Below are 26,036 nucleotides of genomic sequence, written 5' to 3'. Positions count from 1 at the left end.
GTTCTTTGCCTAGAGCCGGGGGCCTAGGGCCGAGACACGCCGGTCGGCACGTTCGGATCGACGAACGCAAAGGCCGCCGCATCCAGTTCGGCACCGAATTTGGCATCGACCATCGTAAGCCGCGTGGTCAGCCCCTGCGCATCGACCACACTCCACCCGACCAACGTCAAAGGCCGGTCGGCAAAGGTCAAGACCAAGCGCCCGGCGCGCGGATCTTTGGTCTGGATCAGTGTCATGCGCAAGGCTGCCGGGCTGCGCTCGACGCCGACGACGGTGACGTCGCCCGCCAGGCGGATTTCGGCGCGCACCAGCAGGCCTGCGGGCGTCGAATCGATCGGCAGATAGGCAATCGTGCGCAGCGACTTGTCGATATGCACGAAGGCCCGCCCGTCCGACACCAGCAGATTGGGATTGGGCGCATCGTATTCGAGCCGCAAGCGCCCGGGGCGTGCCAGCAGGAAGCGCCCTTCGGCCACGCTGCCGTCCGGCCCAATCTGAAGAAAACGCGAATCAAGCGTGCGTATCGTCGCAAGATAGGCCTCGACGCGCGCAACGTCCGCGGCGTCCGAACCGCTCGGCGCTTGTGCGCTTGCAGGCGTGCCGACGAAAGCCGCGGCGGCCAGCAGAAAGCCGCGCCGCGCCAATGTCCGTTTGCCTTTATTCAATTCGCTCGCCATCGCGGGCGTTCATGCCGCACAATTGCGCCTCAAACAAGGCGGAACGCGTCATGTCCAAACGGTTTTCCTATCCTGCCGACCAAGAAGCCCTCGATGCGCTGTTTAACAATCGCGCAGCCGTGCCCAATTTTGCCAAAACGGTCGAAGCCTGGCAGCGCAGTGGCCAAGCCGCTTTGGCAACGCCTGGCTTGCATTGCGACGTTGCCTACGGTCCGGGGCTCAACCAGACCCTCGATCTGCTGGTGCCCAAGCGGCAGGGTGCGGCGCGCGTACCTTTGTTCGTGTTCATCCATGGCGGCTATTGGCAATCGCTCGACAAAAGCGACGTGCGCGGCCTGGGGCCGGCCTTTGCCGCCAAAGGCATTGCCTATGCCACGTTGAACTATGCGCTGTGCCCCGCTGTCGGCATCGACGCGATCGTGGACCAGATGCGCGCAGCGCTCAACTATCTGTGGTTCCATGCCCCGCGATTCGGCTGCGATCCCGGCGCAATTTTCGTCGGCGGCCATTCGGCGGGCGGGCAACTTGCGGCGATGTTGTGCACGTTTCCCGACACGGCCGCGCGCATCGCTGGTTGTTACGGCGTTTCGGGCGTCTACGATCTCGCACCGCTCAAGCGCAGCTACCAGCAGCCGGTTCTGCGATTGACCGACCGCGTCGTCGCAACTTGTTCGCCGCTCACCTTGCGACCGCAACCCGGCACGAAGCTGTGGCTCGCAGTGGGTGCAGACGAAACGCCGGCCTTTCTGGGCCAACAGGCGGATCTCGCCGCAGCTTGGGGTTCGGCCGGGGCTGCGGTAACGGTGGTGCCGGCTGCGCGCCTCAACCACTTTACGATCGTCGAGAAGCTCGCCGATTTTTCACATCCGGTCGGCAAAGCGGCATTGGCGATGATTTCCGCGGGGTCGAAATAGGCGCGATGTCGCTTCTGTTGCAGAATTGCAACGAGAGTTCGAAGACTCGCATAACACACATGGGACTCGGCAAAAAAGCGTGACCGACTCGAATACATTGGGCTAATTCTTGCTCAAGCATACGCATCACTTGCTAAATGAGGTCCAAAATGTTGAAAACGCTTAAGAATTCGGCAGTCCTTGGGGCAATTGCCACTTTGTTCGGCATTTCGGTTGCCAGCACACCCGCTCAGGCCCAGATCGAAACGTCGTTTGGCAATTTCGCGCCGAGCGTGATCGCAACGTCGAACTACATCTTCCGCGGCTTGTCGCAGAGCAAGCGCGAGCCGGCGCTGCAGGCGAACCTTGAATACACCTATCCGATCGGCGACTTCACGCCGTACCTGGGTGCTTTCGCTTCGACCGTGCGCTTCCCGGCCAACAATACGCCCGCCGGTTCGCAGACGATGCGCCAGCATGTCGAGCTCGATCTGTTTGGCGGCGTGCGTTATGCAACCCCGCTCGCGGGCCTCACGCTCGATGCGGGCTTCATCAGCTACACCTACCCAAACAACACGGCGGATCAGAACAAGTCCGGCGGCCCCAACACCTACGGCAATCCGCAGTGGAATGAAGTCTACGGCAAGTTCGCCTATGATTTCAGCCTCGCGGTCGCTGTCGGCTCGGTCTTCTACGCCAAGGACTTCTCCTACGCTGGCGGCGAGGCATGGTACTACGAAGGCGGTTTCGACGTGCCGCTGCCCTACGCCTTCCTGCTGTCGGGCCGCGTCGGTCGCCAGACGATCCAGAACAACTACTCGTTCGGCGTGCCCGACTACACGACCTGGAACGTCGGCCTCGCGCGCGATTTCGAAGTGCCCTTCACCTTCACGCTGGCCGCTGTCTATTCGGACACGAACATCAAGAAGGGTTCGTCGCTCGGTCTCGACAAGGTCGCCGGCACGCCGGGCGTGCTGCTGTCCGACACGTACGAACAGACCAAGGGTCAGGTCGCTCTTTCGTTCATCAAGAAGTTCTAAATCCATCTGAACGAACGGAACGGGCCGCGCCGGGCAAAACCCCGCGCGGCCCGTTTCATTTTTAGGGGGTGGCGGGCTAGGATCGGTACCTTATGAGCCGCCCGCGCATCCTGATCCTGGCCGATCACCCGCTTGCCGCAGCCCTTGCCGAAGGGCTCGAGGGACATGGCTTTCGCGCCGAAACGACGGCAGCGCGCGATGCGGCGCTTGCCCTTGCCGGCGCCATCGGTTTCGAAGCCGCCGTTGTTGATCGCGGCAATCTCGGGCGGCGCGCGCAGGCAGCGCTTGGGGTTCTTGCCGTCGCCTTGCGTTGCCCGATCTGTCTGCTGGTATCGCCTGATCTGCGCGTGAAACTGACCGGAATCGATGCCCTATTGCCCAAACCGGTGCGGCTGCAGGCCTTGGCGACGGCGTTGCGCGCAGCGTTGCGCACGGGTGGTGCAGCACCGGCCAAAAGCTCCCGGAAAGCCTTTTCCCAGCTGCGTTTGGGCAACGCAGATTTCGATTTCGATGCGCCTGCACGCCGCTTGCGCCATCGCCGCACCGGGATCGAAACCGTGTTGACCGAAATCGAGACGCATCTTTTGTCGATGCTGATGCGAACCGCCGGTCAAGCCGTGCCACGAGAAGACTTGCTCCGCGACGTTTGGGGCTATAATTCAAAGGTGAGCACTCGGACGTTGGAGACCCATATCTACCGATTGCGGCGCAAGCTCGAGCACGGCCAAGGCCGCGCCAAGATTCTCGAAACGGTGCCCGGCGGCTATCGTCTGGCGCTGCGCGGAAAGGACGTGCGCAAGTGACGACTGATCGTCTTGCCATCACCTTCTGGGGCGTTCGCGGATCGATCGCCTGTCCGGGCCCGACGACCGTGCGCTACGGCGGCAACACGCCGTGCCTCGAAGTGCACGCCGCCGGCCGCCATTTGATTTTCGACGCCGGCACGGGCCTCTTGCCACTCGGCCGCAACATCGCCGCGCGCGCCGCCATGTGCGAGGCCGACTGGTATTTCACGCACAGCCATTTCGACCATATCCAGGGAATTCCGTTCTTCGATCCGCTTTACAATCCGCGCAATCGCTTCCGCATGTGGGCGGGCCATCTTGCCCCCGAAACGAGCCTGCGCGCCGTGCTCTCGACAATGATGCAGGCACCTTTGTTCCCGATCCCGCTCGAGATCTTCACCGCCGACGTGACGTTCAACGACTTCAAAATCGGTGACACGCTACGCCCCGGCCCTGGCATCGTGATCAAAACGGCCCCGCTCAACCATCCCAATCGCGCCACCGGCTACCGAATCGAAGTCGCCGGCAAATCGCTGTGCTACGTGACCGACACGGAGCACGAGCCGGGCAAGCCGGATGCGAACATTCTGCGCCTTATCGACGGTGCCGATCTCGTGATCTACGACAGCACCTATACCGACGCCGAATTTGCGAGCCATGTCGGCTGGGGCCACTCGACCTGGCAGGAAGGTGTGCGGCTTGTGACGCAGGCCAACGCCAAGCGCCTCGCGATCTTCCATCACGACCCGTCGCACGACGACGATTTCATGGACAAAGTCGCGGCCGAAGCCGCTGCGATGCGCCCGGGTACCTTCGTCGCCAAAGAAGGCCAGACGATCGAACTCTGATTTTATTTGTACGGGTCGGCCGCGTCACGCAAACCGTCACCCAAAAAGTTGAATGCCAGCACCGTCGCAATGACCGGCAGCACGGGCAGCAGCAGCCACGGATAGAGTGCGACGACGTTGATGTTCTGCGCTTCCGTGAGCAGCACGCCCCACGAGGTGATCGGCGGGCGCAAGCCCAGGCCGAGGAAGCTCAACGCGGTTTCGCCCAGGATCATGGTCGGGATCGCGAGCGTGGCCGACGCGATCAGATGGCTCATGAAGCTCGGCACTAGATGGCGGAAGATAATGCGCCTGGGCGATGCGCCCATCAGATTGGCGGCCGTGCAGAAATCCTCTTCGCGCAGCGACAGCAATTTCGAGCGCACGGCGCGCCCCAAGCCTGTCCAGCCGATCATGCCGAGAATGAGCGTGATGCCGAAATAGATGTAAAGCGGGCTCCACGATACCGGAAGCGACGCCGACAGCGCCATCCACAAAGGAAGCTCGGGGAAGGAGCGGATGATCTCGATGAGGCGTTGGATCGTCATATCGACCCAGCCGCCGTAATAGCCCGCAAGCCCGCCCAGCACGATGCCGAGAATGAACTTGATCGTCACGCCGATGAGGCCGATCGTCAGCGAAATTCGCGTGCCATATGCGAGCCTGCTGAACACGTCGCGCCCGAGCCGATCGGTACCGAACAGAAAGAACGTTCCGCCCTCGGCCGGGCACACGAAATGGAAATTGCCGGCGACCAGACCCATCCATTCGTAGGCGTCGCCGCGGCAGAAAAAGCGCAGCGGCTGCACTTTGTCAGGATTGGGGGTGTAGTTGCGCTTCAGCGTGTCGAGATCGAGAGAATAGTCGAGCCCGTAGACAAACGGGCCGACGAATTTGCCTTCGTGGAACAGATGCACGGCCTGCGGGGGTGCGTAGATAAAATCCGTGTTGCGTGTGCCGCTCGCATAGGGGGCGATCATCTCGCTCACGAGGATCGAGGCGTACATCAGCAGCAGGAAAACGCCTGACCACACGGCCAAGCGATGGCGCTTGAGCTTCCACCACATCAGCCGCCATTGCGTGGCCATGTAGTAGGATTCGAGCTTCGGATCGAGCTTCTCGCCGTCGTAGGGATCGAACGGCTCGCGGCGCACAAAGTGCGGAAGTTTTTCGTCGCTCGTTACGGGGCTGCCGCTCATTTCGTGGCCCCTCCGTGCAGGCGAATGCGCGGATCGAGGGCGGCGAGGGCCAAGTCCGACAAGAACACGCCGACCACGATCAGCACCGCTTCGATCATCAGGAACGAGCCTGCCAGATACATGTCCTGGCTGCGCAGCGCCGACAGCAGCATCGGCCCGTTGGTCGGCAGCGACATCACGACCGAGACGATGGCAGCGCCTGAGATCATGTGCGGCAACAGATCGCCAATGTCCGAGATGAACGGATTGAGCGACATGCGCAGCGGATACTTGAGCAAGGCGCGCCGCGGCGGCAGGCCTTTGGCCTTGGCGGTCGTGAAATACTGCTTCTGCAACTCGTCGAGCAGATTGGCGCGCAAGCGCCGGATCATGGCGGCCGTCCCCGACGTACCGATCACGACGACCGGGATCCACAGATGCTCGAGCACCGACAGGAACTTGCCCCACGACATAGGCGCGTCGACATATTCGGGGTCCATGAGGCCGCCGATCGACGTGCCGAACCACACATTGGCGAGATACAGCATCACGAGGGCCAGCAGAAACGACGGTGTTGCGAGCCCCAAGAAGCCAAGCAGCGTGAGGCCATAATCGCCCCACGAATATTGGTGCGTGGCCGAATAGATGCCGATCGGGAACGCGACCGCATAGGTGAACAGCACCGTCACGAACGCGATCAGGAAGCTCAAAGCCAGCCGGTCGCCGATCACCTGATTTACCGGCAGATTGTACTCGAACGACCAGCCGAGATCGCCCTGCAGCAGGCCGAACAGCCAGTGGAAATACTGTTCGACCGGCGTGCGGTCGAGCCCGTATTGCTCGCGCAGGAACGCGATGCGCTCGAGATTGGCGGTCTCGCCCTGCGATTGCAGCTCGGCGATCAACGTCGACAGATAGTCGCCGGGCGGCAATTGGATGATCGTGAACACGATGGCGCTGATCGCCAACAGCGTCGGCACCATCACGAGCAGGCGGCGGATGAGATACTGGAACATGCCGCTATCTCCGCGCCTCGCCGTCGAACCAGAACGTGTCCATACGGTGCATGCCGAAGAAGGCGCCCGGATCCCAGTTCCACACGGCCTCGCTCGGCACGTTGCGCAAGCGGCGCGACACCACGACGGGCTGGCGCACATTGGCGACGATGCCGATCGACCAGACGTTTTCGGCATGGTTGGCGAGCATGCGTTGCCAAATGCGCGTGCGGTCGGCCGGATCGCCCGCGCGGCGCCAGGCTTCGTTGAGTTCGAGAAGTTCCTTGGCAGCCGCCATGTCCACCGCCTCGCCGGCCGTACCCCCGGTCTCGGCGTATTGGCCCCATTTGGGCCATTGCAGATGGTTCTGCGACACCGGGGCGAGTTCTTCGGGCGAGAAGTCGGCACTCGGCAGGCCGTTCTCGAGACCGATCCACACGCTCATTTTGGTTTCGCCCGCAAAGATGCGGTTGCGGAAAATCTCGCGCTGCTGCGGGCGCGAGAAGAGCTTGACGCCGGCTTGCATCCACGAATCGTGGATGAGTTCGAGCACATCGACCTGCTCGCCGTCTTCGCCCGCCGTTTCGACGACGACCTCGAGCGGCCGACCGTCGGGCAGCTTGCGCACGCCACGCCCGTCGCGCTGGGTCAGACCGATTTCGTCGAGCAGCCGGTTGGCGGCGGCAACGTCGAAACCGCTCCATTGGTTGCGGAATGCCGGCGCGTAGAGCGGGCTTGCCGGCAGCACGCTGTTGGCCCCTTCGACCGCAAGCCCGAAATAGACGACCTGGTTCACTTCGCGGCGATTGATCGCAAGCGAGAGTGCGCGGCGGAAGCGCGCGTCGCGCAGCAGTTCGCGCCACACCGGGTCGTTGGCATTGAGATTGGGATAGAGCGCGATATGGGCACCTTTGGCCGTGTTCCACAGGCGCGTTTCGAAATCGTTGCGCTTGCCGGCCTGGCGCAGGAACGTGTAGTTCGCGAAATTGAGGCCGCGCGCCTGCAGATCGGACTCGCCCGCCCCGGTTTTGGCGGCGAGGATCTTGCCGTCGGCCACGTTCATCACGAGCCGGTCGATATAGGGCAGCTGGCGGCCGTTCTCGTCGATGCGGTGGTAGTAGGGATTGCGCTCGAACACAAAACGCTCCGAGGGTGCGCGCGTGCGCACCATCCACGGATCGAGCGTGGGCAAATCCGGATTCTCGTTGCGGCCGACATTGTCGAGCCGATTGTGCATCTGGGCCCAATTGCGCGCGTTGGCGCGGCGCGCGGCTTGCGTCAAAGCGGCCGCATCGGTGTAGCGCGCATGGAAGGCGCGCAAGTAATGCGCTGGCCGGTAGAGCGTGAGCGGTGCCGGCCCCGCGAGTGCCGACAGCAAGCCCGGATTGGGAGCATGCCATTCGTAGACCACGGTCGTGGCGTCGGGATACGAAACCTTCGGCGGCTTGCCGTCCACCAGCAGCGCTTTGACGGGCCCGCCCGGCGACAATTCTTTATTGTTGGCGACGTCTTCCCAGAAATAGCGGAAATCTTCGGACGTGAAAGGCTTGCCGTCCGACCAGCGATGGCCGGGGCGCAGGCGCATCGTGAAGATGCGGTCTTCGACGATGTCGAGTGCTTCGAGCAGATCGGGGGTCAAGCGCAGCTCGGAATTGTACCCGATAAGCCGCGCATAGCTGAAGGTCGAGATAATGCGCACATCTTGGGCGCGGCCCGCGAGCGTGCGAATTTCGCCACCATGGCGCCCAGGCTCCCAATCTTCGCGCGCGAGTTTGGTTGCAAGCGGCGCTTTGGGCAAACGCGCCTCGATCGCGGGCAAACGCCCGGCCGCGACGTCGGCCGCCAGCGAAGGCGTTTCGATGTAGGGGGCCGCCGCAGCTGGGCCCGCCAACAATGCAAGGGCAAGAACAAGTTTGCGGATCATGCGGTCACCCTCGGGCGAGCACAGCTGCGCAAGAGACGATGGTCGCTTCCGCGCGCCGCGCGCACCAGATGCCCGCCGCCGAGATCGATCAAGGTCGCGTCTGTCGTCGCGTCCACCGTGAAGGGTGCCGGCCACAGACCCGGCATCGAGGCGCGGCCTTCCATGAGCGCGCGCAGATCGAGCGGCTTGTCGATATTGGGTTCAGGGACCGCCGACAGCAGCGCTTGCGTATAAGGGTGGATCGGCTCCTGGAAGAGTTGCGCACGCGGGGCGACTTCGACGAGGCGGCCTGCGCACATCACCGCAATGCGGTCGGCCATGTAGTCGACGACCGCCAGATTGTGGCTTACGAACACATAGGTGAGGCCGAGCGCCTTCTTGAGATCCTGCAAAAGGTTCAACACCTGCGCTTGGATCGACACGTCGAGGGCCGAGACCGGCTCGTCGAGCAGCAGCAGCTTCGGCCCCAACGCGAGCGCACGCGCAATGCCGATGCGCTGGCGCTGCCCGCCGGAAAACGAATGCGGATAGCGGTTGAGTGCGCGATCGTCGAGCCCGACGACGCGCAGGAGTTCGCTGACCGTCGCGCGTCTGCCCGCATCGTCGCCGATTTCGTGGATCACAAGCGGCTCGGCTACGATGTCGGCCACCGTCATGCGCGGATTGAGCGAACCGAAAGGATCCTGGAATACGAACTGAACCTGGCGGCGATATTCGAACAAGGCCGCATCCTGCAGCTCGTGCACGTTGCGCCCTTCGAACAGCACGGTGCCGGAATCGGGCGTGAGCGCGCGCATGACCATTTTGGACACGGTCGTTTTGCCGCAGCCCGATTCGCCGACGAGACCCAAACATTCGCCGCGCAGCACGTCGAAGCTGACATCGTCGACCGCCAGCACCGATTGCGGCGCGCCCGCGCCCAAGAAACCCGATTTGCGGATCGTGTAGGTCTTGCGCAGATTCTGGACCTGCAGCAGGGCGCCGCGCTGCTCGCCCGTTTCGGGTGCGGGTCCCTGGTTGATCTGGCGGCGCTCGGGCGGGGCGTTGCGCCGACGCACCATTTCGCCGAGGTCGCTTTTGATCGCGCGCAGCGGCACCAGCTTTTCGCCGGGCTTCATGTCGAAGCGCGGGACGGCGTGCAGCAGCGCTTTGAGATACGGATGCTCGGGCCGCCGGAAGATGTCTTCGCGCGTTCCCGCCTCCATCACGCGGCCGCGATACATGACCACGACCTCGTCGGCCATGTTGGCGACCACGCCCAGATCGTGCGTGATCAGCAGGATCGCCATGCCGAGATCGTTTTGCAGATCCTTGAGAAGTTTGAGGATCTGGGCCTGGATCGTCACGTCGAGCGCGGTCGTCGGCTCGTCGGCGATCAGCAGGGCCGGGCGGCAGACAAGCGCCATCGCGATCATCGCGCGCTGGCGCAAGCCGCCCGAAAGCTCGAACGGATAGGTCTGCAGCGCCTTTGTGGGATTGGGGAAGCCGACGCGTGCCAGCATGTCGCCGGCAAGTTCGAGGGCGGCTTTTTCGTCGCGCGTTTGGTGCAGGCGCACGGCCTCGGAGATCTGGTCGCCGACCGTGTGCAGCGGCGACAGCGAGGTCATCGGCTCCTGGAAGATGATCGAAATGCGCCCGCCGCGCACTTTGCGATAGGGCGCACCGTCCGGATCGAGCTTGGCAAGATCGATCGTCGTACCGCGGTCGTTGAACAGCACCGAACCGCGCGAAATGCGCCCGACCTTCGGCAGAATGCCCATCACGCATTGGCTGATTACGGTTTTGCCCGAACCCGACTCGCCGACCACGGCAACCGTGGTGCCGGGCCGCACGCGGAAATCCACGCCGTCGACCGCCTTCACATGCGAATTGTGCACGCGAAAATCGATCGCCAGATCGCGGACTTCGAGCAGGTTCACGCGTTCGCCCCGCTATTTTTCGTGTCGTCGGTTGCGGCAGCGTCGTCGACGGCAGGGGCGAGATGGATGCCGAGCGCGTTGAAATTGGCGCGGCTGATCTCGTCGATCGGAAGGTCGTGCGCTTGTGCAGCAAGGGCTGCGCGCGCCGCAAAAGCCGGGAAATTGTCGGCGGCCGAATCGGCGACGATCTTCGCCGCCTCGGACTTCAGCGTCAGTTGCATCCAACCCCCCGTGCGGTCGCGCCCCGTTGCATAGAAGGCAAGCTTCAACGACCGAACTTGATCCCATCGAACACTAGCTTGCGCCGATCCCGAAAGCGAGAGACCCGTGTCGTCCCAGACGATCGCCGTCTGCTGGCGTACTCTAGTCCGCCAGCCGAAAACTAAAAACAAAAGGCACAGGGGCACCAGCACCCAATGCGCGAATGTCCATTGTCCCAGCGACAAAGCGGGCACGCCGGTGAAAAAGACGCCGATCGCCGCGCGCGCATAGTCGCCCATCACGGCTTTGGCGGGGTAGGAAAGTCGTTCTGTCATTGTTGTGCCGCGAAAATTTCAAGTGGGTCGGCAAAGCGCACCGCACGATGCGTGCCAAGGGCCACGAACAGGCGTTGCAGGAAGGCCCACGCATCTTCGTCGTGCGCCAGATGATGTGTGAGGATGCCGGTCGGTTCGTCCGCATCGACGCGCGCTTCGTGCCGTGCGCGCAAATGCCCGACGAGTGCGCCCAAGCACGCCCCTTCGCCTGCAAAGCGGCGCGTGGTCCAATCCATGAGATCGACATGGGTGTTGGTCTGGGCGATGCCCTGCGGCACTTTCTTGCGCGCGTTGAAGGTCGAAAGCCCGGTAAGGCCAGCACCGCGCAGTGCGGCCGCCACGGCGGGTGCGATGCGGTTGTGCGGCGGGACAAGCATCGCCAGCATGTTCGGGAACAACGCGCGCAGCACCATATGTCCGCGCGCCAATTCGCCGACCACGTAAGCCGTCGGCCGTTCGGGCCCCAATTCGGCTTTGGGCGCACCCAGCGGCGCATGGTTCCAGTGGTTCCAGCCATGCAGGCAGACGCGCACATTGCGCGCCTGCGCGATGCGGACCGCGAGGTCCGGAACCGCACGCGCTGGGATTACGGCCAACGCCAACGGGATTTCGGGTGCGACCGTCAGCAAACGGTCGAGGGCAGCGGTCGGATGCGTCGCGTCGTCGTCGCGCCACCACAGCGTCGCGCTTTTGCCGGCGGCGGCAAAAGCATCGAGCGCTGCACGCAGATCGGACCAGTCGGCAGGCGGATAGATTATAGCCATTGTTCGAAGAGTTTGGCCGTTTGGGCCGCCCCTTCGCAAGCGATGTTGTGGGCACGGGGCGCGGGCACGCGGTCGATATGGCGGGCGAGTTCGCGCGGCGTGCAGACCTGCGCCAAGCCCGCTTGGGCGAATGCGTTCGCGCGGATCGACTGTTCGCGCTCGTTGCCCGCATCGAAGGGCACCAGCAGGGCCGGGCAGCGCGCGTGCAAGAGATCGACGCAGGTATTGTAGCCGGCCTGGCTGATTGACAGGCGCGCATGGCGCAGAAGGTCGCGAAAATCTGGCCGGTTCAGTTCGCACATCACATGCGGATTGGCGCACGCAGGCAAAGCAGCGTCGTTGCCGACACGGATGCGCCATTTTTCGCCTTCATGCGCGCGCCGCTCGGCCAGCGGTAGGGCAGCTTCGAGCAAAGCTTGGCCTGCCGCCCCGCCGCCGACCGATACGACGATTTCGTCGCGTGCCGCACTTGCTGCCCCGCTGGCCGGGCCGACATAGCCTGTGTAATGCAGCTTCGCCGCCAGCGAAGCCGTTTCGGGCCAGCTTGCCGCGAGTGGCAGAAAATCGCGGTCGCCATGCACGAGTACGGCATCGAAGCGGGCTGCAGCGGCGATGCGCGCGGTTGCTTTGGTCGCATCGGCCGGGCGCTGCAGCACGTCGCGCACCGAGCACAGAACCGGGATGGTGCTTGCATCCGCGCGCAACGCTTCGAGCTCGAAGGCCAGCATGCTGCGCCCAAACGGATAGAGCTCGACGACCAGCAGATCGGGTTTGAGCCGTGCGAAGAGGTCGCGCGTTGCGGCAACCCGGCGGCTTCGCCACGCGGCATCGATGGGCCGGTCGCGGTCGTCGCGCAGATCTTTGAAGCTCGCGTCGGCGGCCATGAGGCTCGGCAATTGTTCGAGCTTGGCGCGCCCAAGCTCGAGTTTCAGCGGTCGGCCGCCCGAGGCGAGCGTTACATCGTGGCCGCGTGCGGCGGCAGCGGCGGCGATCGCCGCCATGCGGTGTGCGTGGCCCGAACCCAGCAGATGCTGGACATGGATCAGGATTTCAGCCATCGCCGCTTCAGCGCCAGATTGAGCGCTTCGACATGCGGCGTGCCGTCCGCATCGAGGGCGAAAACATGCAGCGAATAGAGATCGAGCTTATCGGGCGGCGGGCCGATCATGTCCCAGTTGCGCGCGCGCGCATAGACCGCGCGGAAAATGCCGCGATGCGTGACGCATAGCGTGTCGAGCCCCTCGAGGGCGATCTCGCGCAGCAAAGGCGCGACGCGTTCCTGAACCATGCGCGGCGATTCGCCGCCTGGCGGCTGGAAATCGAGGCCGCGCTTTTCGTTTTCGACGAAATCGAAATTGTGCGACACGCGCAATTCTTCGATCGTGTGGCCCTCGAATTCGCCCCAATCCATTTCGATCAAACGCGGCTCGATTTCGGCGTTGAGGCCGAGGATCTCGGCCGTCTGGCGGCAGCGACGCAAAGGCGAGCACAGCACGCGGAAATGCCCGAATTCGCGCGGTAGGCGGCGCTCTTCGAGGAAATGCTGCGAACGCGGCGTAATTTCGATGTCGGCCCGCCCCTGCAGCCGGCGTGCGCCGTTCCAGGCGGTTGGGCCGTGGCGCATGAAGGCCACATAGATGCGCCCGTCCTTCGTGCTTGCGCCGCTCATGCTTGCCGCCGCAGGATTCGGTCGAACAGGTCGGCGGCACCTGCAATGTCGTGCTGCGCACGAATTTTTTCGAATGCGGCCCGGCCCATCTTGGCGCGAAGCCCCGTGTCGAGGCACAAGGTGGCGAGCGCTTGCGCGAATTCGGCCGCATCGCCGAGGGTTGCAAGCAGGCCGGTCTGGCCATCGACGACAATCGCGGCAACGCCAGGTGTGGCCCCCGCCACGGCCGGCAGGCCGCTTGCCTGCGCTTCGAGCAGCGCCATGCCGAACGCTTCACCGATCGCGGGCCACACATAGATGTCGCTGGCGCCGCGCAAGGCCGCCATCCGCGCCTCATCGCATTCGCCGTGGAAGCGCACGCGTTCGCCGAAGGCCGCAAAATCCGCTTCGATTTCGCTGCGCATCGGCCCGTCGCCGACGATTTCAAGCTGCCACGGTGTTTTGAGCCGTGCCAGCGCTTGCGCCAGCACCGCATATGAGCGGCGCTTGTCGCCTTTGCGCATCATGCCCACGGCCAGCAAGCGTGCGGGCGGCGCTGTGCGCGGGCGGCTTTGCGAATAGCTGTCGGCCGCCAGAAACGGCGGCAGCAGATAATGCGGGATGCGCGGATTGCGGAACGCGTCGATCGCCGGCACGTCGCCCGGATTGAGCGAGACGATGGCCGAGGCTTGGCCAAGGGCCGCCACGGTCGCGCGATGGCCCATGTCCCATTTGCCGCCCAATTGCTTGGCGGCGAGCGAGGCCTCGACCACGATATAGGGAATGCCGAGTCCGCGCGCGACCGTCGGCCCCAGATGGTCGGGGGCTTTGTAGTAGAGATGGTAGGTGATCCAGGCTTGCGGGCGCTGCCCGGTCGGGCGTGCCGCAAGCCGGCGCAATAGCCGGTCGGCCAAGCGCCCGCCCAGCAGGGCCAAGCGCAATTGGCGCAAGCGATTGCCGGCTCCGTCGCGGCTGCGGAAGCGCGACGGCCATTCCACGCGATGGCCCGCAAGCACGAGGGCCGCGTCGAGCAGCCGCGCCACGCGCCGGTCGCCGGATGGCACCGGATGGTCGGGTGGTTTCAGCGGGGCATAGGCGGCGACAAGCATGGTTGGAGCAATTGGTAGAGCGCTTCGCGTCCGCGCGCGAACGGAAAATCGCGCTGCACGCGGCTTTGGGCTGCGTCACCCAGTCGCGCGCGTGCGGCCGGGTCGCCGATCAGGCTTTGCAAAGCCACTGCCAAAGCCGACGGGTCGCCGGGCGGGACGAGCACGCCGCAGGTTGCTGTCACGAATTCAGGAATCGCGGCGACTTCGGTTGCAATCAGCGCGAGGCCCTGGCTTGCCGCTTCCATCAGCACATTGGGCAGCCCGTCGCGGTCGCCATCGGCGGCAATGCGGCTTGCCAGCACGAACAGATCGCCTGCCGCCAGCGCCGCGCGCACGTCCGTCTGGTCTTGCGCACCGCGCCAGTCGATGCGCGCGGCAATGCCGGCCGCCGAAGCTTGCGCCTGCAGGCTCTCTTTGAGCGGGCCGCCGCCGATATGGATAAGGCGCCAAGCGATGTTTTTGTCGAGCTGGCCCAAGGCCGCAATCAGGTCGTCGTAGCCTTTTTTGGCGACCAATCGACCGACCGAAACGATCTGCACGGGATCGCTTGGATCCGTCCCGTTGCGCGACGCCCGCGCCTGGGTGGGGGCGGGCCAGCGGGCGAGATCGAGCCCGTGATAGACGAGATGGGTCTTGCCCGGCACGAGCGCATTCAGATGCGCGGCCCCCGCGGCGGTGCACGTCGTGCACCATGCCATGTCGGCGAGTTTTTCGGCTTTTTCCCAGGCCGGCGTGGTCCAGATGTCTTTGGCGTGTGCCGAGGCCGACCAGCTGAGTCCGCGCAGAATCGCCGCATAACGCGCGACCGAGCCCGGCGTGTGAATGAAATGCGCATAAAGATGGGCCGTGGCCGGCTCCATCTCGGCCGCCAGCACGCATGCCTGGCCGAAGCGACGCCCGCGATTGGACGTTGGATCGCGCCGCCAATCTTTGAGGAAGGTGCGCAAAGCAGCACCCCAGCCCGGCAGGCGCAAGGCGGCAGCGATCCCGCGCAACACGCGGCCCGGCTCCTGCCACAGATATTCCGGCAGATAGCGCACGCGGGCTTTGAGCTGCAGATGCAGCGCGTGGCGGCGCGTGTCGGTCGGGTGGCGCAGCGACCATATGTCGAGTTCGAGGCCCAACGCCTCGAGCCCGACCAATTCCTGCGCCACGAAGGTTTCCGACAGGCGCGGCCAGCCTTTGACGATGACGGTAAGCCGTTTCACGCTCGCCTTGTCTCCGATTCGCAGGCTAAGGCTTCGCCATCAGGCCGCCTGCCTGCCCTGCCGCCAGCACGCTGTCGGACAGAACCGGATAGCGTCTCGAATCGAAGAGCTGATAGTGCCACCATTCGCGCCTGTAGAAATCCCAGCCGGCCGCCGACATGACGCCCAGCAAGATATGGCGATTGCGCTGGGCCTCGCGGCTCACCGTCGTGTCGCCATGGTAGGATTGCGTCGTGAACGCATCGAATTCCGTTCCCATGTCGAGCTCGGCTGCGGAAGCCTCGTCGATCAGCGTGAGGTCGACCGCCACACCGCGCGAATGCGGCGAGCCGCGGCGCGGATCGGCGATGAAATCGGGATCGGGGCGGAAATTCCACAAGGCCCATTGCGCTTCGGACGGGCGAAACGCATCGAAGATCTTGAAGCGCAAGCCGAGCGCTGCCGCCAATTCGATCGCGCGGGCAAGGGCGTCGGCGGCATCTGCGTGCAGCCAAGCTTGGGCGTTGGCATAGACCGGTTTGCCCGTAAAATTGTCGGACGTCGCGTAGCGCAGATCGACATCGACGTCGAATTTCGGAGCGGCGATCGGCACCAAAGTCATGACGCGGTTTTAGCATGAAAATTCTGGCCTTCGATACGAGCTTTGCGGCCGTTTCGGCCTGCGTGCGGGTCGATGGTCAGTCGCGCGCGTGGCGCCATGTCGTCACCTCGCGCGGCCATGCCGAAATCCTGCTGCCGATGGTGGCCGAGGTGCTGGCCGAGGCAGCCGTTGCCGCATCCGAAATCGATTGCGTTGCGACCGTGCGCGGGCCCGGCCATTTCACGGGCCTGCGCGCCGGGATCGCGGCCGCACAGGGTTTTGCGCAAGCCAGCGGCGCGTGCCTCGTCGGCTTCGATGCGTTTGCCGTGGTCGCCGCCCAAATGGGCGCACTTGGCGACGGCGAGCAGCGTTTGATCGTGTTCGATTCCAAACGCGCCGAGGTGTTTTTCCAACTCGATGGGCAAGCGCCAGGAGCCGTCAAACCCGCCGATTTTGCGCCGCTCGGTGACGCGTTTCTGGTCGGCGGCGATGTGGCGTCGGTCTTTGTCGAACGCCTGCGGACGCTGGGCAAAGCCGCGCGTATGGATCCCGGCACCAGCTTGCCCGATGCGCGCACGATTGCTTTGCTTGCGGAAGCGACGTCGGCGGATACCGGCCCGCTGCTGCCGCTCTATATCCATCCGCCTGCTACCACTGTTCCGAAGGCCCAATGATCGAAATCCATCCGGTCGACCGAGCCTATAGCGCCGTTCTGTCGGCCTTGCATTGCGAATGTCTCGACGAAGGTTGGGGTCCGAGTGCGATGGCCGACGTGATGCGCTCGCCGGGCGTCTACGCGCTGATGGCGTTCGACGGCGAAGCGCCGGTTGGTTTTGCCCTGGGCCGTCTTGCGGGCGATGCGGCCGAGCTTCTCAGCCTCGGCGTGCTGGCGCCCTATCGCCGCCAAGGGGTGGGCCGGGCCTTGGTACGCGCGGTTGCGGCCTGCGTGCCGCGCGTGACGGCCGTCTTCCTCGAGGTCGCCGAAGACAATCGTGGCGCCCAGCGCCTCTATAGCGGGCTCGGCTTTGCCGAAGTTGGCCGTCGGGCAAACTATTATGCGCGCGGCGGCGGGCGTTTTGTTGCCGCTTTGACGATGTCGGCGGCACCCACGACGCTTGGCTAACTGGCAATACTTGCGAATTGGTGTGCAGATACCTACATGAACCAAGTAAATGCGTTAAAACAACGGGATTCTTGTGGCAATCGAGATGAAACCGGAAGCGCCGCGCAACGCCGACTTGCTGACGTTGACGGCCAATATCGTGGCCGCCCACGCGGCCAAAAACGCGCTTGACGGCGATGCCCTCCAGGCCCTTATTCGCCAGACTTATCAAACGCTTGCGGGCATTGAAACGGGCTCAACCCCGGTCGAGCGGCCGCAGCCGGCGGTGGCGATCAAAAAGTCGGTGACCAACGATTTCATCGTCTGCCTGGAAGATGGAAAGAAGCTCAAGATGTTGAAAAGACATCTGAAATCGGCCTACAACATGTCGCCCGAACAATATCGCGAGCGCTGGGGCCTGCCGCCTGAATATCCGATGGTCGCCCCCAATTATGCCAAGAAGCGCAGCCAGTTGGCGCGCGATCTCGGCTTGGGTACCAAGGCGAAACGGCGGCGCGGCGGCAATGGGGACTAACCGCCGTCATCGCGACGCAATATAATTCGGGTACATCGTCGTCTCCGGTTCACGACACCTCGAGTCGCAAGCGCAGATCCAGGCACTTGGCGGCAGAAGGGCGAGAAGGAAAGGAGCGGCGCTTTAACGATGCCTGACGGCTACGGGAGTTACGTTGCGATGCCACAGCGAATCGAGCAGCTTTGCGTCGAAAAAGGTCTGAAGATGACCGGCCAGCGACGCGTGATCGCGCGGGTTCTGGCCGAATCGACGGACCACCCGGACGTCGAACAGGTCTATCGCCGCGCCTCGGCCATCGATCCGCGCATTTCCATCGCCACCGTCTACCGCACCGTCAAGCTATTCGAAGAGGCCAATATCCTGGCGCGCCTCGATTTCGGCGACGGCCGCTCGCGCTACGAAGAAGCACCCGAAGAGCATCACGACCACCTGATCGACATCAAAGGCGGCACGGTGATCGAATTCCACAACGAAGAAATCGAACGTCTGCAGCGGGAAGTGGCGCGCCAGCATGGCTACGAGCTGGTCGGCCATCGTCTCGAACTCTACGGCGTGCCGTTGGCGGCACACGATCCAGCGCTTGCGAAGAAAAAGGAAATCCCGCAATGACCGCTCATGCCGCGATGTTCGATGCGCTTTTGTCGGGCGGGGCGATGCCCGGCCTAGGATTTCCCGCCGCCGGCCTTCCCGCCCCCGGCCTTGCAGACGCAGGGCTTCGTTTGGGCTCGCTCGAAGTGCGCTTGGCCGAGACGGAAGCCGAGATCGATGCGGCACAGGCCCTGCGCTACAAAGTCTTCGTCGAGGAAATGGGCGCGCGGCCAACCGGGCCTGCCGCCGATCGCAAACGCGACGCCGACCGCTACGACGAATATTGCGACCATCTGCTCGTGCTCGACCACGCCAAGGCCACGGGCCCGGCTGCGATCGTGGGCACCTACCGGCTGCTGCGTCGCTCGGTCGCCGACCGCCATCATGGATTTTATTCGGCCGGCGAGTTCGACATTTCGCGCATGCTGGCAGCCGAGGGCGAGTTGCTCGAACTCGGCCGCTCGTGCGTCGATGTCGCCCATCGCAATCGCCCGACCATGCAGCTGCTGTGGAAGGGCATTGCCGCTTACGTCTTCGCGTACGACGTCAAGATTCTGTTCGGCTGCGCGAGCCTGCCGGGTACGGATGTTTCGGCGCACGCAGGCGCGCTTGGCTATCTGCACCACAACCATCTTGCCCCCGAACGCATCCGCGCGCGCGCTTTGCCGGAGCGCTACGTGTCGATGGATCTGATTGCCGCCGACCAGGCGGTGCATGAAGATGCCGCGCGCGCCTTCGATGCGCGCGCCGTGATTGCGGCATTGCCGCCGCTCATCAAAGGCTATCTGCGTGTGGGCGGTTTCGTCGGCGACGGGGCAGTGATCGACCACGAATTCAACACGATCGACGTCTGCATCCAGGTCGTGACCGATGCGGTCACATCCAAATATCTCAAGCACTACAGCCGCGAAGTCGGCGCTTCGAGCGCGGACTGACCGGCTTGGACCAAATCGCCTCGCGCATGCTGGCCGGTCTTCGGGCGGCCGCCTATGTCGCTTTGACGCTGCCGTTGATGCCGTTGCAGGCTTTGTTCGTGGCGCTGGATTGGCGAGCCGCAAGCGCGTTGCCGCGCTGGTACCATGCGCGCTGTGCAAGCCTGTTCGGCATCGTCATCAAAACCACCGGCATGCCGGTTGCGGATCGGCCGGTACTGTTTGTGGCGAACCACGTGTCGTATATCGACATCGTCGCCTTGTCGGCGGTGGCCGAAGTGAGTTTCGTCGCCAAGACCGAAATCGCCGGCTGGCCGTTTTTCGGCTGGCTTGCCAAACTCCAGCGCACGGTTTTTGTCGGTCGCCAGCGCAACCGTGTCGCCGACGAAAAATCCGCACTCGAAACGCGCCTGACGCAGGGCGGCGCACTTGTGCTGTTCGCCGAGGGAACCACCGGCGACGGCAACCGCACGCGGCCCTTCAAGAGCGCTTTGTTCGCCGCCGCCGACCGGGCAGGCGTGGTCGTGCAACCGGTCACGATCGCCTATACGCGGCTCGACGGCATGCCGCTGTGCCGCGCCTTGCGCCCTGCGGTGGCCTGGTACGGCGACATGGAATTGCTGCCGCATCTGTGGCGGCTCATCGGGCTGGGGCAGCTCGGCGTGGAAATCGTCTTCCATCCGGCCACCAGCCTCGCCGCTGCCGGGTCGCGCAAGGCCTTGTCCCAGCACTGCGAATCGACGATTTCGCACACGCTGGCGGCGATCAATGCCGGCCGTCCGGTGGCCGCTTGAAGCACCTTGTCCGCCAATGATAGGCTGCAGAATGAGTTTGCGGCGCGCGTGAAAAAGCTCCACATCAAAACATATGGCTGCCAGATGAACGTCTACGACTCCGCCCGCATGGCGGATGTCCTGGCGCCACTCGGCTATCGGCCTGTCGATCAGGCCGAAGGGGCCGACCTCGTCATTCTCAACACCTGCCATATCCGCGAAAAAGCGTCCGAGAAGGTCTTTTCCGAATTGGGCCGTCTTAAGCCGCTTAAAGACCGCGACGGCACCTTGCTGGCGGTCGCAGGCTGCGTGGCCCAGGCCGAAGGCGAAGCCATTCTTGCGCGGGCACCCTACGTAGACGTCGTTCTGGGTCCGCAAGCCTATCACCGTCTGCCCGAGCTTGTGGCGCGTGCGGCGCGTGGGGCCGGTACCGCACTCGATACCGATTTTCCGGTCGACGTGAAGTTCGACCATCTGCCGGCCCCGGCGACCGCTCAAGGCGTGTCGGCGTTTCTCACCGTGCAGGAAGGATGCGACAAATTCTGCACCTTCTGCGTGGTGCCCTATACGCGCGGGGCCGAATATTCGCGCACGCCCGCTTCGATCGAAGCCGAGGCGCGTGCGCTTGTGGCGAACGGGGCCGCCGAACTCACGCTGCTCGGCCAGAATGTGAATGCCTATCACGGGCGCGACGAAACCGGCGCCGAGATCGGGCTTGGTGCTTTGATGCGCAGGCTTTCGCGCATCGACGGGCTCAAGCGGCTGCGCTACACCACTTCGCATCCGCGCGACATGGATGAAGATCTGATCGCCGCCCACGCGGATACGGCGGCCGTGATGCCTTACGTGCATCTGCCCGTGCAGTCGGGCTCGAACCGCATTCTCGATGCGATGAATCGCGGCCACACGGCCGACCAGTATCGCGCGCTCGTGCGCCGCCTGCGCGCAGCACGCCCCGATATCGCACTCTCGAGCGATTTCATCGTCGGTTTCCCCGGCGAAACCGAAGCGGATTTCGAAGCCACCCTGGCGCTTGTTGCCGAGATCGGCTTTGCCGCTGCCTACTCGTTCAAGTATTCGCCGCGTCCGGGCACGCCCGCCGCCCTCATCGCCGCCCAAGTGCCCGAGCCTGTGCAGGATGCGCGGCTGCAGCGCCTGCAGGCATTGCTGCGCGACCAGCAGGATGCCTTCAATCGCGCACTCGTGGGCAAAACCGTGCCGGTCCTCTATGCGCGCGAGGGCCGCCATGCGGGCCAGCTCGTCGGCAAAACGCCGTGGCTGCAGCCTGTGCATGCGCACGCGTCTGCCGCAGCGGCGGGCCAAGTTCTGGAAACGCGCATATTGGCGCTGGCGCCGAATTCGTTGGCCGGCGAAATCTGCGATACGCAGTTCGATTCGGCGGAAAGGCGGTCGGCGTGAGCGCTCCCATCGTTCTGGCATTCGACGATACGTCGCTGCTCTCGCCTCTGTTCGGCGAACACGACCGGCATCTCGCCCGCATCGAACAGATGCTGGGTGTCGCCATCGTGTCGCGCGGCAACCAGGTTCGCATCCAAGGTCCGCATTCGGCAATGGAAGCCGCGCGCGACGCACTCAACGCCGTCTACGCCAAACTGCGCAAGGGGATGAACGTGGATCTGGGCGAAGTGGAAGCGGCCGTGCGTCTTTCGCAGCCGCGCAGCACCGAGGGCGGGCTCGATCTTTTCGGCGCCGAGGGACTTGCGATCACCACGCGCAAGCGCCGTGTCGCACCGCGCACGGCCAACCAAGGCGCTTACTTGAAAGCCCTCAAGCTCAACGAGCTTGTGTTCGGCGTGGGGCCGGCGGGCACGGGCAAAACCTATCTCGCCGTCGCGATGGCGGTCGACGCGCTCACGTCGGGCAAGGTCGATCGCATCATCCTGTCGCGCCCGGCGGTCGAGGCGGGCGAGCGCTTGGGCTTCCTGCCGGGCGACATGCGCGAGAAGGTCGATCCATACTTGCGCCCGCTCTACGACGCGCTTTACGACATGCTGCCCGGCGAACAGGTGACCAAGCGCCTGGCCACCGGCGAGATCGAAATCGCACCGCTCGCCTTCATGCGCGGCCGTACGCTTGCCAACGCGTTTGCGATTCTCGACGAGGCGCAGAACACAACCGCCATGCAGATGAAGATGTTTTTGACGCGTCTTGGCGAAGGCAGCCGCATGGTCGTGACCGGCGATTTGAGCCAGGTCGATTTGCCGCCGGGAACGCGTTCGGGCCTCGCCGACGCGCTCGAAGCGCTCGAAGGCGTGCAAGGCATCGGCACCGTGCGTTTCCTCAATCAAGACGTCGTGCGCCATCCGCTGGTCGGGCGCATCGTCGATGCGTACGACGCGCGCGACGGCGCCAAAAAATGAACGCCGATATTCGCATTGCCGTGCTGGATCCGCGCTGGCGGCGTTCGCTTGCCCGCACCGAGGCGGTCGTGCGCCAAGCGGCGGTGGCGGCACTCGAAAGTTTTGCGGGCGGCACCATCGCGATCGCACTCGGCGACGACGCAATGCTGCGCGAACTCAACCGCGATTATCGCGGCAAGGACAAGCCGACCAACGTGCTGTCTTTTGCCGCAAGCCCCGGTGCGGGCGATGTGGCGCTCGCCTTCGAAACCTGCCGGCGCGAGGCGCGCCAGCAGCGCAAATCCTTCGCCCGCCATGTGCGTCATCTGGTCGTGCACGGTACGTTGCATCTGCGCGGCTTCGACCACGAAACGGCGGAAGATGCCCTTGCGATGGAAGCGCGCGAGCGGCGCGTGCTGCGCCGCTTGGGCTTGTCCGACCCTTACGCGAGCAGATCCGCAGCATGAACGACGACGCCCATAGTTTTGCCGACCGCCTGCGCGAACGCTTGCGCGATATGCTGCGTCCGCGCGGCCGTGCGGCCGAAGAGCAGCTGCGCGACACGATCGAAGAAATCATCGAAGAGGGCGAAGCGCCCGCCGAGCCGATGGGTGCTGCTGAGCGCGCCATTCTCGCCAACGTGCTGCGCTTGCGCGAAGTGACGGCCGAAGATGTGATGGTGCCGCGCGCCGACATCGTCGCGGTCGATTACGGCATCGCACTCGAAGAGCTCGTCGCCTTCCTGGTGCGCGAGGCGCACAGCCGTGTGCCCGTGTTCCGCGGCTCGCTCGACGAGGTACAGGGTTTTGTGCACGTCAAAGACGTTTTGCGCGTCAAGCAGTCGGGCGAGGCGTTCAACCTCGCCGACGTACTGCGCAAGGTGCTGTTCGTGGCGCCGTCGATGCGCGTGCTCGATCTGCTGCTCGAGATGCGCAAGAGCCGCACGCATCTTGCTCTCGTCGTCGACGAATATGGCGGCATCGACGGGCTCGTGACCATTGAAGACGTCGTCGAAGCGATCGTCGGCGACATCGAAGACGAGCACGACGTCGAAGACGGCCCATTGCTCGCCAAAACCGTCGACGGTTTGTGGTTGGTCGATGCGCGTCTGCCGATCGACGAGTTCCAGACGCAGACCGGCATTGCGCTCGACGACGCCGAGCGCGCGGCCGACGTCGATACGGTCGGCGGGGCGGTCGTGTCGGTCGCAGGCCGCGTGCCGGGCCGCGGCGAGATCATCCGCCATCCGGCGGGCTGCGAATTCGAGATCATCGATGCCGATCCCAGGCGCATCCGAAAGCTCAAAGCGCGGCGGATCGAGCCGCGCGGCGCATCCGACGAGCCGGCCGGCTGATCCGATGCGCGTTCTGAATTTGGGTTCGGCTGCGGCCGCTCTCGGCGCACTGTCCGGGCGGCGGCGTGCCGCCGCGGCGATCGGGCTCGGCGTTGTTGGGGCCGGCATTCTGCCGCCGCTTTATCTGTTCCCGCTCGGTTTTGCTGCGTTTGCCGGCCTCGTGTGGATGATCGAAGGCAGAAGCGTGCGCAGCGCCTTCTGGATCGGCTGGCTGTTCGGCCTTGGGCATTTTGCGGCCGGCCTTTATTGGATCGCCAACGCGCTGATGATCGAATGGTGGCGCGTGGGCTGGATGATCCCGTTCGCCGTGCTTGGCTTGGGTGCCGTGCTCGGCGTGTTCACGGGCGCTGCAACGGCGAGCGTGCGCGCGGCCAAATTGTCGGGCGCTGCCGCCCCGTTCGGGCTTGCGCTCTTTTGGATGCTGGCCGAAATCGCACGCGGCCATGTGCTGACGGGTTTCCCGTGGAACCTCGTCGCGACCGCATGGCTTGCGAGCGATGCGTTGGCGCAAAGTGCCGCCCTGTTCGGCGCCTACGGCTTGTCCGCCATCGGCGTGCTCGTGTTTGCATTGCCCGCCGCTTTGGCGCGCGGCAAATGGCGCCCGGCGGCGGCAAGTGCGGCGATCCTCGCCGTCGCGTGGGGTGCGGGTGCGTATCGCTTGGCGCAGAGCGACGAAGTGCCGTTGCCGGACATTCGCTTGCGCATCGTGCAGCCCAACGTGCCGCAGGCGCTCAAATGGGATCCCGAAGCGCGCGAGCGCAATCTCGAAGAGCTTATCGCGCTTACGCGCAGCGACGGCTTCGCCACCGCGACGCACGTGATCTGGTCGGAGACCGCAACCGCCTTTCCGATTTGGGGCGACACGCCCGCGCTTGCCGCACGGCGCGCGCAGGTGGCCGAAGCGGTGCCGCCGGGCGGCATGCTGGTGACGGGTGCGCCGCGATTCGCACGCGACGCAGACGGGACTATTTTTGCATGGAATTCGCTTCATGCGATGGCCCCGGACGGCACGCTGACGGCCACTTTCGACAAATTCCATTTGGTGCCGTTCGGCGAATACGTGCCGCTGCGCGAGTGGCTGCCGTTCGAGCGCATCGTGCCCGGCGGCATCGATTTCAGCGCCGGTCCGGGGCCGCAGCTGCTGGCGGTCCGCGGCCTACCGGTCGCGAGTCCGCTGATCTGCTACGAGATCATCTTTCCCGGCAACGTCGTGCCCGAGGGCCCGCGCCCGAACCTGCTGCTGAATATCACCAACGATTCGTGGTTCGGGCAGTCGAGCGGCCCGCACCAGCATTTTGCGGCGACAAGACTGCGCGCCGTCGAAGAGGGCTTGCCCGCGATCCGGGCGGCGGGCGGCGGCATCTCGGCGGTCATTGACGGCTATGGCCGCCCCGTGGCCAAGCTCGGGCTCGGCGTGCGCGGCGTGCTCGATTCTGGTCTGCCGCCTTCGCTGTCGGCAACGCCTTACGTGCAGGCGCGCAACGCGCCAGTTTTTGTCTTGGCAGTGTTCTTCGGCGCTTTGGCAGGCGTGCTGCGCCGCCGCAACGTGGCGACGTGGTGAATTTCCATTTTGCCTCGCACTTGATTGCGCGCTATGTTCCCCGCGCCTACAAATGTACACCACGCAGAATTTGGTACCGAGACGGGAGAGTCGATCAATGGCCGAGAAGAAAAAACCGACTGCAGCCGCCGCACGCGGTCGCCGCGGGCGCGCTTCGCCAGGCCCGAACCCGATCGACGTGCATGTCGGGCATCGGCTGCGCGAGCGGCGCACGATCCTGGGTCTCTCGCAGCAGGAAGTCGGCCGCCTTCTCGGCGTGACGTTCCAGCAGATCCAGAAGAACGAGCGCGGTGCGAACCGCATGTCGGCCTCGCGCCTCTACGAAGCGGCGCGCGCCCTCGACACGACGGTGCAGTATTTCTTCGACGACATGCCGAACGATGTCGCCGCCTACGGCCGCAAGCACATCCAGGGTCTCGCCGAAGGTCCGGTTCCGACGTACCAGATCGATCCGCTCGTGCGGCGCGAAACGATCGAATTGGTGCGCGCCTACTACGACATCGAGGACCGCAAGCTGCGCCAGAACATGGTCAGTGCCATCCGCGCCATCGGCAGCAACAGCCCGACGGCGCTCGCCCGTCCGCGCCGTGGCCGGCCGGTCGGCTCGACCAACAAAGCCAAGAAAAACGCGAAATAGCCGCTGTTTTGCGGCGATCTTGCGGGCGGACGCGGTCGGCGGGTCGCTTGTCTGTTGACGCGCCGGACGATCCTTGCCAAAAGACCGCAGTTTTCGCGCACGACACGGGGA

General features: G+C 64.4%; 28 protein-coding genes. 16 read left to right on the top strand and 12 right to left on the bottom strand.

Translation table 11 applies throughout. The annotated features are described in order from the left end of the window. Positions 1-23: 23 nt before the first annotated feature. Entirely contained in the window at positions 24-665 is a 642-nt protein-coding gene (locus tag O9320_07295; protein MCZ8310641.1) for an outer membrane lipoprotein carrier protein LolA, read from the bottom strand. Between the two features lie 62 nt (positions 666-727). On the opposite strand from O9320_07295, the gene O9320_07290 reads away from it, so the two are divergent. The 4 genes from O9320_07290 to O9320_07275 all read left to right on the top strand — a co-directional run bounded on the left by O9320_07290 (position 728) and on the right by O9320_07275 (position 4,243). Then, positions 728-1,591: an alpha/beta hydrolase gene (locus tag O9320_07290; protein ID MCZ8310640.1), complete on the top strand. Its 864-nt coding sequence runs from the start codon at positions 728-730 to the stop codon at positions 1,589-1,591. Between the two features lie 149 nt (positions 1,592-1,740). Then, on the top strand, positions 1,741-2,610 hold the full coding sequence (locus O9320_07285) for a TorF family putative porin (protein MCZ8310639.1): 870 nt from the start codon (positions 1,741-1,743) through the stop codon (positions 2,608-2,610). A gap of 92 nt (positions 2,611-2,702) precedes the next feature. After that, the gene (locus tag O9320_07280; protein MCZ8310638.1) at positions 2,703-3,413 is read left to right on the top strand and encodes a winged helix-turn-helix domain-containing protein; all 711 of its coding nucleotides are present in this window, start codon (positions 2,703-2,705) and stop codon (positions 3,411-3,413) included. Next, positions 3,410-4,243, top strand: a complete 834-nt coding sequence (locus O9320_07275; protein MCZ8310637.1) for an MBL fold metallo-hydrolase — start codon at positions 3,410-3,412, stop codon at positions 4,241-4,243. Before O9320_07280 ends, O9320_07275 begins: the two co-directional genes overlap by 4 nt. Positions 4,244-4,245: 2 nt before the next feature. Here O9320_07275 and O9320_07270 read toward each other — a convergent pair whose 3' ends face one another. From O9320_07270 to ddpX, 11 genes are read right to left on the bottom strand one after another with little or no spacing between them, the layout of a single operon-like run. Next, positions 4,246-5,421 carry an ABC transporter permease gene (locus tag O9320_07270; protein MCZ8310636.1) on the bottom strand — a complete coding sequence of 392 codons (1,176 nt, stop codon included), beginning with the start codon at positions 5,419-5,421 and terminating at the stop codon, positions 4,246-4,248. Beyond that, positions 5,418-6,416, bottom strand: a complete 999-nt coding sequence (locus tag O9320_07265) for an ABC transporter permease (protein ID MCZ8310635.1) — start codon at positions 6,414-6,416, stop codon at positions 5,418-5,420. The genes O9320_07270 and O9320_07265 overlap by 4 nt, the downstream gene beginning before the upstream one ends. A gap of 4 nt (positions 6,417-6,420) precedes the next feature. After that, positions 6,421-8,319, bottom strand: coding sequence for an ABC transporter substrate-binding protein (locus O9320_07260; protein MCZ8310634.1), 1,899 nt, complete (start codon positions 8,317-8,319; stop codon positions 6,421-6,423). Continuing rightward, on the bottom strand, positions 8,316-10,238 hold the full coding sequence (locus tag O9320_07255; protein MCZ8310633.1) for an ABC transporter ATP-binding protein: 1,923 nt from the start codon (positions 10,236-10,238) through the stop codon (positions 8,316-8,318). The genes O9320_07260 and O9320_07255 overlap by 4 nt, the downstream gene beginning before the upstream one ends. Beyond that, positions 10,235-10,774 (bottom strand): hypothetical protein, encoded by a 540-nt coding sequence (locus O9320_07250; GenBank protein ID MCZ8310632.1) that lies wholly within the window; start codon positions 10,772-10,774, stop codon positions 10,235-10,237. Before O9320_07250 ends, O9320_07255 begins: the two co-directional genes overlap by 4 nt. After that, a complete protein-coding gene (locus O9320_07245) occupies positions 10,771-11,538 on the bottom strand; it encodes a polysaccharide deacetylase family protein (protein MCZ8310631.1) in 768 nt (255 codons plus the stop codon). Before O9320_07245 ends, O9320_07250 begins: the two co-directional genes overlap by 4 nt. Further along, the gene (locus O9320_07240) at positions 11,529-12,596 is read right to left on the bottom strand and encodes a glycosyltransferase (GenBank protein MCZ8310630.1); all 1,068 of its coding nucleotides are present in this window, start codon (positions 12,594-12,596) and stop codon (positions 11,529-11,531) included. The genes O9320_07245 and O9320_07240 overlap by 10 nt, the downstream gene beginning before the upstream one ends. After that, a complete protein-coding gene (locus O9320_07235; GenBank protein MCZ8310629.1) occupies positions 12,581-13,207 on the bottom strand; it encodes a histidine phosphatase family protein in 627 nt (208 codons plus the stop codon). The genes O9320_07240 and O9320_07235 overlap by 16 nt, the downstream gene beginning before the upstream one ends. Beyond that, positions 13,204-14,295 (bottom strand): glycosyltransferase family 4 protein, encoded by a 1,092-nt coding sequence (locus O9320_07230; protein ID MCZ8310628.1) that lies wholly within the window; start codon positions 14,293-14,295, stop codon positions 13,204-13,206. The genes O9320_07235 and O9320_07230 overlap by 4 nt, the downstream gene beginning before the upstream one ends. Beyond that, positions 14,268-15,503: a glycosyltransferase family 4 protein gene (locus O9320_07225; GenBank protein MCZ8310627.1), complete on the bottom strand. Its 1,236-nt coding sequence runs from the start codon at positions 15,501-15,503 to the stop codon at positions 14,268-14,270. The genes O9320_07230 and O9320_07225 overlap by 28 nt, the downstream gene beginning before the upstream one ends. Before the next feature lie 25 nt (positions 15,504-15,528). Further along, the gene (gene ddpX, locus O9320_07220) at positions 15,529-16,104 is read right to left on the bottom strand and encodes a D-alanyl-D-alanine dipeptidase (GenBank protein ID MCZ8310626.1); all 576 of its coding nucleotides are present in this window, start codon (positions 16,102-16,104) and stop codon (positions 15,529-15,531) included. 14 nt (positions 16,105-16,118) lie between these two features. Here ddpX and tsaB point away from each other — a divergent pair, with 14 nt between their 5' ends. The 12 genes from tsaB to O9320_07160 all read left to right on the top strand — a co-directional run bounded on the left by tsaB (position 16,119) and on the right by O9320_07160 (position 25,925). After that, positions 16,119-16,757, top strand: coding sequence for a tRNA (adenosine(37)-N6)-threonylcarbamoyltransferase complex dimerization subunit type 1 TsaB (gene tsaB, locus O9320_07215; protein MCZ8310625.1), 639 nt, complete (start codon positions 16,119-16,121; stop codon positions 16,755-16,757). Then, on the top strand, positions 16,754-17,206 hold the full coding sequence (locus O9320_07210; protein ID MCZ8310624.1) for a GNAT family N-acetyltransferase: 453 nt from the start codon (positions 16,754-16,756) through the stop codon (positions 17,204-17,206). Before tsaB ends, O9320_07210 begins: the two co-directional genes overlap by 4 nt. Positions 17,207-17,291: 85 nt before the next feature. After that, complete coding sequence (locus O9320_07205) at positions 17,292-17,720, top strand: MucR family transcriptional regulator (protein ID MCZ8310623.1); 429 nt, start codon at positions 17,292-17,294, stop codon at positions 17,718-17,720. Positions 17,721-17,879: 159 nt separating this feature from the next. Further along, entirely contained in the window at positions 17,880-18,329 is a 450-nt protein-coding gene (locus O9320_07200) for a Fur family transcriptional regulator (GenBank protein MCZ8310622.1), read from the top strand. After that, positions 18,326-19,243 carry a GNAT family N-acetyltransferase gene (locus O9320_07195; GenBank protein ID MCZ8310621.1) on the top strand — a complete coding sequence of 306 codons (918 nt, stop codon included), beginning with the start codon at positions 18,326-18,328 and terminating at the stop codon, positions 19,241-19,243. The genes O9320_07200 and O9320_07195 overlap by 4 nt, the downstream gene beginning before the upstream one ends. Before the next feature lie 5 nt (positions 19,244-19,248). Next, entirely contained in the window at positions 19,249-20,034 is a 786-nt protein-coding gene (locus O9320_07190) for a lysophospholipid acyltransferase family protein (protein MCZ8310620.1), read from the top strand. Between the two features lie 6 nt (positions 20,035-20,040). Beyond that, the gene (gene miaB / locus O9320_07185; protein MCZ8310619.1) at positions 20,041-21,432 is read left to right on the top strand and encodes a tRNA (N6-isopentenyl adenosine(37)-C2)-methylthiotransferase MiaB; all 1,392 of its coding nucleotides are present in this window, start codon (positions 20,041-20,043) and stop codon (positions 21,430-21,432) included. Beyond that, positions 21,429-22,394 carry a PhoH family protein gene (locus O9320_07180; protein ID MCZ8310618.1) on the top strand — a complete coding sequence of 322 codons (966 nt, stop codon included), beginning with the start codon at positions 21,429-21,431 and terminating at the stop codon, positions 22,392-22,394. The genes miaB and O9320_07180 overlap by 4 nt, the downstream gene beginning before the upstream one ends. Further along, on the top strand, positions 22,391-22,840 hold the full coding sequence (gene ybeY / locus O9320_07175; protein MCZ8310617.1) for an rRNA maturation RNase YbeY: 450 nt from the start codon (positions 22,391-22,393) through the stop codon (positions 22,838-22,840). The genes O9320_07180 and ybeY overlap by 4 nt, the downstream gene beginning before the upstream one ends. After that, complete coding sequence (locus O9320_07170) at positions 22,837-23,727, top strand: hemolysin family protein (GenBank protein ID MCZ8310616.1); 891 nt, start codon at positions 22,837-22,839, stop codon at positions 23,725-23,727. Before ybeY ends, O9320_07170 begins: the two co-directional genes overlap by 4 nt. Positions 23,728-23,731: 4 nt before the next feature. Then, positions 23,732-25,288: an apolipoprotein N-acyltransferase gene (gene lnt, locus O9320_07165; protein MCZ8310615.1), complete on the top strand. Its 1,557-nt coding sequence runs from the start codon at positions 23,732-23,734 to the stop codon at positions 25,286-25,288. A 97-nt stretch (positions 25,289-25,385) separates the two neighbouring features. After that, on the top strand, positions 25,386-25,925 hold the full coding sequence (locus O9320_07160) for a helix-turn-helix transcriptional regulator (protein MCZ8310614.1): 540 nt from the start codon (positions 25,386-25,388) through the stop codon (positions 25,923-25,925). The last annotated feature ends 111 nt before the right edge of the window (positions 25,926-26,036 follow it).

Origin of the sequence: Magnetospirillum sp. (genome assembly GCA_027532905.1) — a bacterium.
Lineage (GTDB): Bacteria > Pseudomonadota > Alphaproteobacteria > CACIAM-22H2 > CACIAM-22H2 > Tagaea.
The sequence above is the reverse complement of the archived record's forward strand: the minus strand, read 5'-3'. Positions and strand labels throughout refer to the sequence as shown.

Coding starts and splice junctions, on each gene's coding strand:
- O9320_07280 (MCZ8310638.1), top strand. CDS start 2,703: ATGAGCCGCCCGCGCATCCTGATCCTGGCCGATCACCCGCTTGCCGCA.
- tsaB (MCZ8310625.1), top strand. CDS start 16,119: ATGAAAATTCTGGCCTTCGATACGAGCTTTGCGGCCGTTTCGGCCTGC.
- O9320_07235 (MCZ8310629.1), bottom strand. CDS start 13,207: ATGAGCGGCGCAAGCACGAAGGACGGGCGCATCTATGTGGCCTTCATG.
- O9320_07245 (MCZ8310631.1), bottom strand. CDS start 11,538: ATGGCTATAATCTATCCGCCTGCCGACTGGTCCGATCTGCGTGCAGCG.
- O9320_07285 (MCZ8310639.1), top strand. CDS start 1,741: ATGTTGAAAACGCTTAAGAATTCGGCAGTCCTTGGGGCAATTGCCACT.
- ddpX (MCZ8310626.1), bottom strand. CDS start 16,104: ATGACTTTGGTGCCGATCGCCGCTCCGAAATTCGACGTCGATGTCGAT.
- O9320_07200 (MCZ8310622.1), top strand. CDS start 17,880: ATGCCACAGCGAATCGAGCAGCTTTGCGTCGAAAAAGGTCTGAAGATG.
- O9320_07205 (MCZ8310623.1), top strand. CDS start 17,292: ATGAAACCGGAAGCGCCGCGCAACGCCGACTTGCTGACGTTGACGGCC.
- O9320_07230 (MCZ8310628.1), bottom strand. CDS start 14,295: ATGCTTGTCGCCGCCTATGCCCCGCTGAAACCACCCGACCATCCGGTG.
- O9320_07265 (MCZ8310635.1), bottom strand. CDS start 6,416: ATGTTCCAGTATCTCATCCGCCGCCTGCTCGTGATGGTGCCGACGCTG.
- O9320_07210 (MCZ8310624.1), top strand. CDS start 16,754: ATGATCGAAATCCATCCGGTCGACCGAGCCTATAGCGCCGTTCTGTCG.
- ybeY (MCZ8310617.1), top strand. CDS start 22,391: ATGAACGCCGATATTCGCATTGCCGTGCTGGATCCGCGCTGGCGGCGT.
- O9320_07195 (MCZ8310621.1), top strand. CDS start 18,326: ATGACCGCTCATGCCGCGATGTTCGATGCGCTTTTGTCGGGCGGGGCG.
- O9320_07270 (MCZ8310636.1), bottom strand. CDS start 5,421: ATGAGCGGCAGCCCCGTAACGAGCGACGAAAAACTTCCGCACTTTGTG.
- O9320_07290 (MCZ8310640.1), top strand. CDS start 728: ATGTCCAAACGGTTTTCCTATCCTGCCGACCAAGAAGCCCTCGATGCG.
- O9320_07170 (MCZ8310616.1), top strand. CDS start 22,837: ATGAACGACGACGCCCATAGTTTTGCCGACCGCCTGCGCGAACGCTTG.
- lnt (MCZ8310615.1), top strand. CDS start 23,732: ATGCGCGTTCTGAATTTGGGTTCGGCTGCGGCCGCTCTCGGCGCACTG.
- O9320_07260 (MCZ8310634.1), bottom strand. CDS start 8,319: ATGATCCGCAAACTTGTTCTTGCCCTTGCATTGTTGGCGGGCCCAGCT.
- O9320_07250 (MCZ8310632.1), bottom strand. CDS start 10,774: ATGACAGAACGACTTTCCTACCCCGCCAAAGCCGTGATGGGCGACTAT.
- O9320_07160 (MCZ8310614.1), top strand. CDS start 25,386: ATGGCCGAGAAGAAAAAACCGACTGCAGCCGCCGCACGCGGTCGCCGC.
- O9320_07240 (MCZ8310630.1), bottom strand. CDS start 12,596: ATGGCTGAAATCCTGATCCATGTCCAGCATCTGCTGGGTTCGGGCCAC.